This is a genomic window from Arthrobacter sp. GW460-12-1-14-TSB2 (assembly GCF_059423525.1).
Map to the genome: position 1 here is coordinate 53216 of NZ_JBWKYC010000006.1, position 6972 is coordinate 60187.

The window sequence follows — 6972 nt, forward strand, 5'->3', positions numbered from 1 at the left end:
AGCCAAATGATTTGCATCTCAGATATTGAGACGGCAATATCATTACATGGACAATTCTAGTGGAGTCGGTGTCATCGATAAAGCGGCCCATGTGCTTGACGCACTTGAGGCCGGTCCCACCACTCTGGCGCAGCTCGTAGCCGCTACCGGACTGGCCCGGCCGACCGTACACAGGCTTGCCCTGGCGCTGGTCCACCACCGGCTTGTCAGCCGTGACATCCAGGGCCGCTTCGTCCTGGGAAGCCGCCTCGTGGAGCTCGCCTCCGCCGCCGGCGAGGACCGGCTGATCGCCTCCGCGGGACCGGTCCTGATGCAGCTGCGCGACGCCACTGGCGAAAGCGCCCAGATCTTCCGCCGGCAGGGCGACTGGCGTGTGTGTGTCGCGTCGGCCGAACGCCCCATCGGGCTCCGCGACACCATCCCGGTGGGTACACAGCTGTCCATGAAGGCCGGCTCCGCCGCCCAGGTGCTGCTGGCCTGGGAAGACCACGACCGGCTGCTCGAAGGACTCCAGGCAGCGCGCTTCACGCCCACCGTCCTGGCAGGCGTACGACGGCGGGGCTGGGGCCAGAGCCTCGGCGAACGCGAGCCGGGGGTCGCCTCCGTTTCGGCGCCTGTGCGGGGTCCCTCCGGACGCGTGATTGCCGCCGTCTCCATTTCCGGCCCGATCGAGCGCCTGACCCGCCAGCCCGGCCGGCTGCACGCAGAAGTCGTCTGTAACGCCGCACGGGTGCTGACCGAGGCACTCCGCAAGAACAACGACTAAGTAGGCTGTGCCCATGAACAGCTATGCGGTTTTCCTCCGCGGCATCAACGTGGGCGGCATCAACATCAAAATGGCGGACCTCCGCAGTGCGCTGGAGGACCAGGGCTTTGCGGGCGTGAAAACACTGCTGGCCAGCGGCAACGTGGTGCTGGCCAGCGATCTCGGCGCTGCGGCGGTGAAGAAAGACGTCGAAGCCTGCCTCCGTGAGGCCTTTGGCTACGACGCCTGGGTGGTGGTGCTGACCGCGGACCGGGTTGCCGCGCTGGTCGAGGCGTGCCCGTACCCGGCCGAGGACAAGACGACGCACACCTACGTCACGCTGAGTTCGGACACGGCCGTTCTGGACGAGCTGTTCGAGGCCGGTTCCCGGCTGGACGGGACGCAGCAGCACCGCCTTGGGCCGGAGGCGATGGCTTGGCTGGCTCCCGCGGGCGGCACCCTGGACAGCCCGTTCAGCAAGCTGTCATCCAAGGCCCGCTACAAATCCACAACCACCACACGCAACCTTCGCACCATGATCAAGGTGCGCGACGCCACGGAGGCATTGGAAACCCGCTAGTCGCGGCGGGCGGATTTCAGCGCGGCGTTAAAGGACTTCAGCCTGCTGACCTCCACCTCAACCGGCTCAACCACCAGCCTGTCCGCGACGGCAGCCACGGCCGCCCTGAGCTTCTTCCCGGCCGCGGCTGCCCGCAGCCCGGCAGCGGCCGCTGCTGCAAACTTCCCGGCGAGGGCCAGCACAATGCCAAGCACCACTCCCCCGGCAATCATCAGTGTGGGAACAGGCCACCCTTCCACCCGGGGAACCTCAGGAACCGGGAGCTGGAGATACGCCAGGCCGGCCAGGATGCCGAGCCAGCCCAGGCCGCCCAGGGCCGTGACGAGGGCCAGCCACTGGATGACGTTGAACAGTCCCCACCACCACGATTTCCGTCCGGCCATCAGCTCGGTGCCGGCAATGGCCTGGTCCAGCGCGTCAGGCAACCGGTCACGGCCTTCACGCGCCGCACTGCGGATGGCAGCCCGCCAGGGCCCCGGGGCCCCGGCACTGGCTGCATCCGCGAATTCCCGTACGGCCGCGTCCGTCCTGGCACGTTCCGGAGCCCCCGCCGGTGGCAGCGACGTCCTGTTGACTTCGGAATTGGCTCCCTCCCGGCGCAGGTTCAGCCGCCGCAGCGGATCGGGCCGGAACCGGACCAGCCAACGGGTCAGCGGCCAGCCGGTGCGCCGGATGGCTTCCTGCCGGTAGGACCGCGACACAGCGTCCACCACCAGCTGGACGTTTGCGGCAGCCGCAAGCTCATCGGCCAGTTGCGACCGGGTGCCCGCTGTGACACCGGCGGCCTCTCCCGCCCCGGATGCCTCAGCAAGCTGCGCCGAGGCCTTGGAAACATCCGCGGCCAGCCGCTGCGACAACGCCTGCCGTTGCACCACGACGTGGCGGATAGCTGCCCGCACCTTGTCCACTCCCGCGCCCGTCAGCGCTGAGACGCCGAGGATCCGGACCCTGCCCAGTCCGTCCCGGGCAAGGATCGCTTTGAGGGACTCCAGGACCGGCTCGACATCCGCGGGCGGAAGCCGGTCGATCTGGTTGAGTACCACCAGCGTGACCGCTCCGTGCGAAGCCAGCGGCGTCAGGAAGTCGTTGTGCACAGCGGCGTCCGCATATTTCTGGGGGTCCAGCACCCACACCAGGACGTCGACCAATCCCACCATCCGCTGGACGATTTCCCGGTTGGCGGCCTTGGTTGAGTCGAAATCGGGCAGGTCCAGCAGGACCAGGCCGGTGGATTCGTCGGCGAACCCCGGCACCGCTGCGGAGTGGTGCCGGCTGCTGACGCCAAGCCAGTCCAGCAGCGGCTCACTGCCTTCCGCTCCCCAGACACCCGCCAGCGGTTCCGACGTCGTGGGGCGGCGGGCCGCCGCCGTCGCGATTTCCGCGCCGCTGACCGCGTTGAAGAGCGACGATTTACCGCTGCCCGTCGCGCCGAAGAAGCCCACCACCGTGTGGTCCGAGGACAGCGAACGGCGGGAACTGGCTCGCTCGAGCACCTGGAGCACTTCGTCCAGGGCCTCGTCCGGCACTACGCCGCCGGCGAGCTCCCTTGCGTCGTTGAGGGCTTCCAGGCGGGAGCCAAGCCGGGAGGCCTCCCTGGTCCCGCTGTGCCGGCTCATGCTGACTCGGCCAGTCGCTGAAGGGCGCGGGCATGGCCCGAGAGGACTTCCGGCGAAACGCCCGTGGTGAAGTCCAGGCGGTCGAGGAAACGCCGCTGTTCGGCCTGCATCAGCTTGTGGCACCTCGCGTTCAGGTCCTCCCGCGCAGTCTTCGCGAGCCGCCTCACGGCATCCTCGCCAAAGACTGCCTCAAGGAGCCGTTGACCGACGACGGCGGTGCCGCCCGCCACGCCGATCTCCAGTCCGGTGAGGCCGGCCGTCATGGAGAAAACGACGATCATCAGGGCGGCCCCGAGCCCGTTGACCCCGAAGGAGAGCCACCGGGCCTGGGTCCGCTTGCCCTGGCCCTCTGTGCGGATGAGCTCCATGAGGGCTCCCTGCCAGGCACGGATCTCCGCGGCAACCTTCTCCGGGAAACCGGCGCCGGTGCCGGAAAGGTCGTCGGTGCCCAGCAGTTGGCGTCCCGCAGGGTCCGAGCGCCAGCGTTGGTCAGCGTCCTCGGCCGCAGTGGCAGCTTCGTCAATGATGACCGCCTGCAGCCCGGTTTCAATGGCAGTTTCGACCTTGACCGCCGGGGTCGGCTCACCGCGGAAGAACGCACCCAAGCGGTCACGCATGCGCCCGATGTTCTGCTCCAGGACGCGGAAGAACTCCCCGGTGCCCACGAAGTCCTGCCACCGGGCAAGGACTTCGCCCCGCAGGAGGGCGCCGTCCCGAGTGGCGTCCAGAATCCGGGCCACAGCATCCTGGTAAGCCGCGGCGGCATCCTTGGCCAGGACATCCCGCGATTGCTGCTGTTCCAGCGAAGCCTGCGCCAGCGCGGCAACTCTGCCGCTGAGCGCACGAACCGTGCCGTTCAGTGTCCGGCGGACGATGTCCGCCCTCCCGGCGGAGTCCGCGGCCAGTTCACGCACCCAGCGTGCCAGGGGCTCCACGGCCCCGTCGGGCAGCATTCCGAGGCCGTCAAGGGTGACCTCCGGAATAATAAACAGGCGGGCCGCGCCCAGGCCCTCCCGCTGCAGCATCATCCTCAGGTCCGTGCTGACCTCCGCCTCGGCCGCCGGAGGCACGCGGTCCAGGACCACTGCCACCATGATGTCCCTGGAGGCAGCGTCCTGGAGCAGCTTCCAGGGCACGGCGTCGGCATAGCGGTTCGCGGTTGTGACGAATAACCAGAGATCGGCGGCGGCGAGCAGCTGGCCCGCCAGCTTGCGGTTGTCATCCGAGACGGAGTCGACGTCCGGAGCATCCAGGAGGGCGATTCCTTCCGGCACGGCGGGGTGCCCCACTAGCACCAGGGACGATATTGATGCGGCGTCCGGCGCGGCTCCGGCCCGGTTGGCGGGCAACAGCGTGTCCACTACCGTGCCCCTGATGCGGCTCAGGCTCGGCAGAACCCGCTGGTCCTCGAACCAGGCTGCGTCCGCCGGGTGGTGAAGCAGGATCGGCTGCCTGGTGGTCGGCCGGATGGCGCCCGCCCTCGTGACCGGGTGGCCCACGAGGGCATTGACCAGCGTGGATTTGCCGGCACCGGTGGATCCGCCAACCACCGCCAGCAGCGGGGCGTCCAGGCTGCGGAAGCGCGGGAGGATGTAGTCGTCCAGCTGTGCCAGCGCGTTCCTGATATCGAGGCGGGCAGCGTCCGCGCCGGGCAGTGCAAGCGGCAGCCGGGCCGCGCCAAGGTCCGTGCGCACAGCTTCGAGCAGTTCCACGGCCGCGGCCGCCCGCGTGTTTTGCGCGGCAGTTCCCGGGGGCGAACTCTCAGATGGTGACGTCACAGCTTCATCATGCCAGTTCAGCGCTGGTCCGGCTCGGGCATCGCCCAGGAAGTCCCCTCCAGGCGGTCACATCCCCCTCGCGGTTCCAGGGGAAAGGACCATTCGGCGGGGAATAGCAGGGAAAGTATCCGGGCACATAAAAAACGGCCCCGGGCTGTTGCCCGGGACCGTTTCAGTGGTGACCCCAGCGGGATTCGAACCCGCGTTACCGCCGTGAGAGGGCAGCGTACTAGGCCGCTATACGATGGGGCCGCGTACTTTCCAGATAGCATTTCTGCTATCAGGCTCAGTGAGTATTTCACACACAAAGCCAGTGTTTCAAATCGGACAAACCGCTCGAAACCCCTGATCTTCCGCATCGGAATGCAGCTTTCTCAGAGCTGGGATACCAGGACTCGAACCTAGAATGACGGTACCAGAAACCGTAGTGTTGCCAATTACACCATATCCCAATGGAACTTTCGGGCTGGACTTTCAGGCCTAAACCTTCGCTCTCAGCGCCTCAGCACGAGTAATTACTTTACCCGAGAGTTTTGGATGGCACAAATCGGGGTCCGACTCCCCTGCCGCCGCACGCCCGGGCCCCTGTGATGGCACGCCATTCGGGTCGACCCGCGAGAAAATCCTTGCCATTCCGGGGCAAACAAGTTTACGCTCGGTAAGTTACCGCAGAGTAACCACCTCCCCGAAGCCAGCCCGACCGGCAGTTCTGCGCTCATTTCAGAATGTTAGCTGCATCACGGCTGGACACTTCCGGGGGCCACACACGTTTCCGCCAGGACCGTCGAGAGGAACCAACCGTGCCACAGAGTCGTGCCACTGCTCCCCCGAACCCCCGCACGCGCGGCCAACAGATCGCCATAGCGCTCCTTGCCTTGCTCCTTATTGCCTTGCTGGGTTTCTACACCGTCGTCACCGGCCGCATCACCGAAGGATCATCGAGGCTCAAGGACGGAGCCGGCCAGGCCTCCGCAGGTGCCGATCAGCTCAAGGACGGCGCCGGGAAGCTCGCCGCCGGCGCCACGCTGGCAGACACAGGGGCCGGCAAGCTAGCCGCCGGGGCGCAGAAGGTGCGCGCCGGCATCGCCGATCGGCTGGCCCCCGGTGCGGACCAACTCCAGGCCGGCGCCGAGAAACTTGCGGCCGGTGCGGTGAAGATCGAGACGGACGTCACGACGAAGCTCGCCCCGGGGGTGTACAAGGTCGATGACGGTGCCGGCAAACTGGCGGCCGGTGCGGTACAGCTCTCCGCAGCGCTGACGCCCACTGCATCCGGGAGCGCAGAGAATAACCTCGCCGACGGCGCGACCCGGCTCAGCGCCGGTGCATCCAAGCTGGAAGCCGGCGCCGGCCAGCTTGCTGCCGGAACAGACCAGCTCAAGGGCTACCGCGGGGCCAACGGCAACCCGGAAACGGGTACGGGCACCGCTGCCCTTGCGCAGGCGCTGGAGCTGCTGCAGGCCGCCGCGAACGATCCCGTACAGGGACTCGTGCCGCTTTCGGTCGTCAGGGACAAGATCGCGAAGATCACCGCAGGTGCCCAAAAGCTGGACGCCGGCGCCGCCCAGCTGCAGTCCGGCGCCTCACGGCTCCATGAAGGCACCGCGGAACTGCAGGCCGGGGCCGGCAAGCTGACCGCCGGCTTTACCACCCTAAGCGGCAAACTCAACAGCCAGGATCCGGAAAACCCCGGTGTTGTCCTTGGCACCCGGCTCCTCGCGGACGGGACCGCCAAGATCAGGGTGGGCATGGACGGCGTACCCGGGAACCCGGATCGTCCGGGCCTGCTCAAGGCCGCCGCAAGCATGACCGAAGGTTCGGCCCGGCTGGCCGCTGGAACCGGGACCTTGAATGCCGGCATCAAGGGCGACCCGGCAGATCCCGCGAACCCCGGCCTGCTGCGTGGTTCGGAGGCCCTTGCAGTCGGAGCCGCGCAGCTCTCGGAAGGCAACACCAAGCTGGCCTCCGGTTCCACGCAGCTGGCCACCGGGTCGGGCAAGCTCGCGGAGGGGAACGCGAAGGTGGCGGCCGGGACGGAAACGCTCTACTCGAGTGCGGCCGCGGTCTCACCATCAGACATGGTGGGGCAGCGGGACGGGGTTACGGCCATCGGCATGGTGGGAGTCCTGGGGCTTGGTTCAGTGGGCGCGTATGCCGCCTTGCGCAAACGGCGGAATGCCGGCGAACCGGTGTGATCATGCCGGTGGCCCCCCCCCCCCCCGGCCGGGAGATCGCCTGCCTTAATACAAGTAA

At 67.6% G+C, this 6972-nt stretch carries 5 protein-coding genes and 2 tRNA genes; 3 read left to right on the forward strand and 4 right to left on the reverse strand.

Translation table 11 applies throughout. The annotated features are described in order from the left end of the window. Positions 1-46 precede the first annotated feature (46 nt). A complete protein-coding gene (locus AC07YR_RS09945; protein WP_011692361.1) occupies positions 47-766 on the forward strand; it encodes an IclR family transcriptional regulator in 720 nt (239 codons plus the stop codon). A gap of 13 nt (positions 767-779) precedes the next feature. Further along, the gene (locus AC07YR_RS09950; protein ID WP_436057934.1) at positions 780-1325 is read left to right on the forward strand and encodes a DUF1697 domain-containing protein; all 546 of its coding nucleotides are present in this window, start codon (positions 780-782) and stop codon (positions 1323-1325) included. Here the strand turns inward: AC07YR_RS09950 and AC07YR_RS09955 are convergent. The 4 genes from AC07YR_RS09955 to AC07YR_RS09970 form a co-directional block, all read right to left on the reverse strand. Then, a complete protein-coding gene (locus AC07YR_RS09955; protein WP_436057935.1) occupies positions 1322-2941 on the reverse strand; it encodes a GTPase in 1620 nt (539 codons plus the stop codon). The two genes, AC07YR_RS09950 and AC07YR_RS09955, sit on opposite strands and share 4 nt — an antisense overlap. Next, complete coding sequence (locus AC07YR_RS09960) at positions 2938-4719, reverse strand: dynamin family protein (RefSeq protein WP_436057936.1); 1782 nt, start codon at positions 4717-4719, stop codon at positions 2938-2940. The genes AC07YR_RS09955 and AC07YR_RS09960 overlap by 4 nt, the downstream gene beginning before the upstream one ends. 176 nt (positions 4720-4895) lie before the next feature. Further along, positions 4896-4971, reverse strand: a tRNA-Glu gene (locus tag AC07YR_RS09965). Between the two features lie 128 nt (positions 4972-5099). Next, a tRNA-Gln gene (locus AC07YR_RS09970) sits at positions 5100-5171 on the reverse strand. A gap of 348 nt (positions 5172-5519) precedes the next feature. Here AC07YR_RS09970 and AC07YR_RS09975 point away from each other — a divergent pair. Continuing rightward, positions 5520-6914, forward strand: coding sequence for a hypothetical protein (locus tag AC07YR_RS09975; protein WP_436057937.1), 1395 nt, complete (start codon positions 5520-5522; stop codon positions 6912-6914). Positions 6915-6972 lie beyond the last annotated feature (58 nt).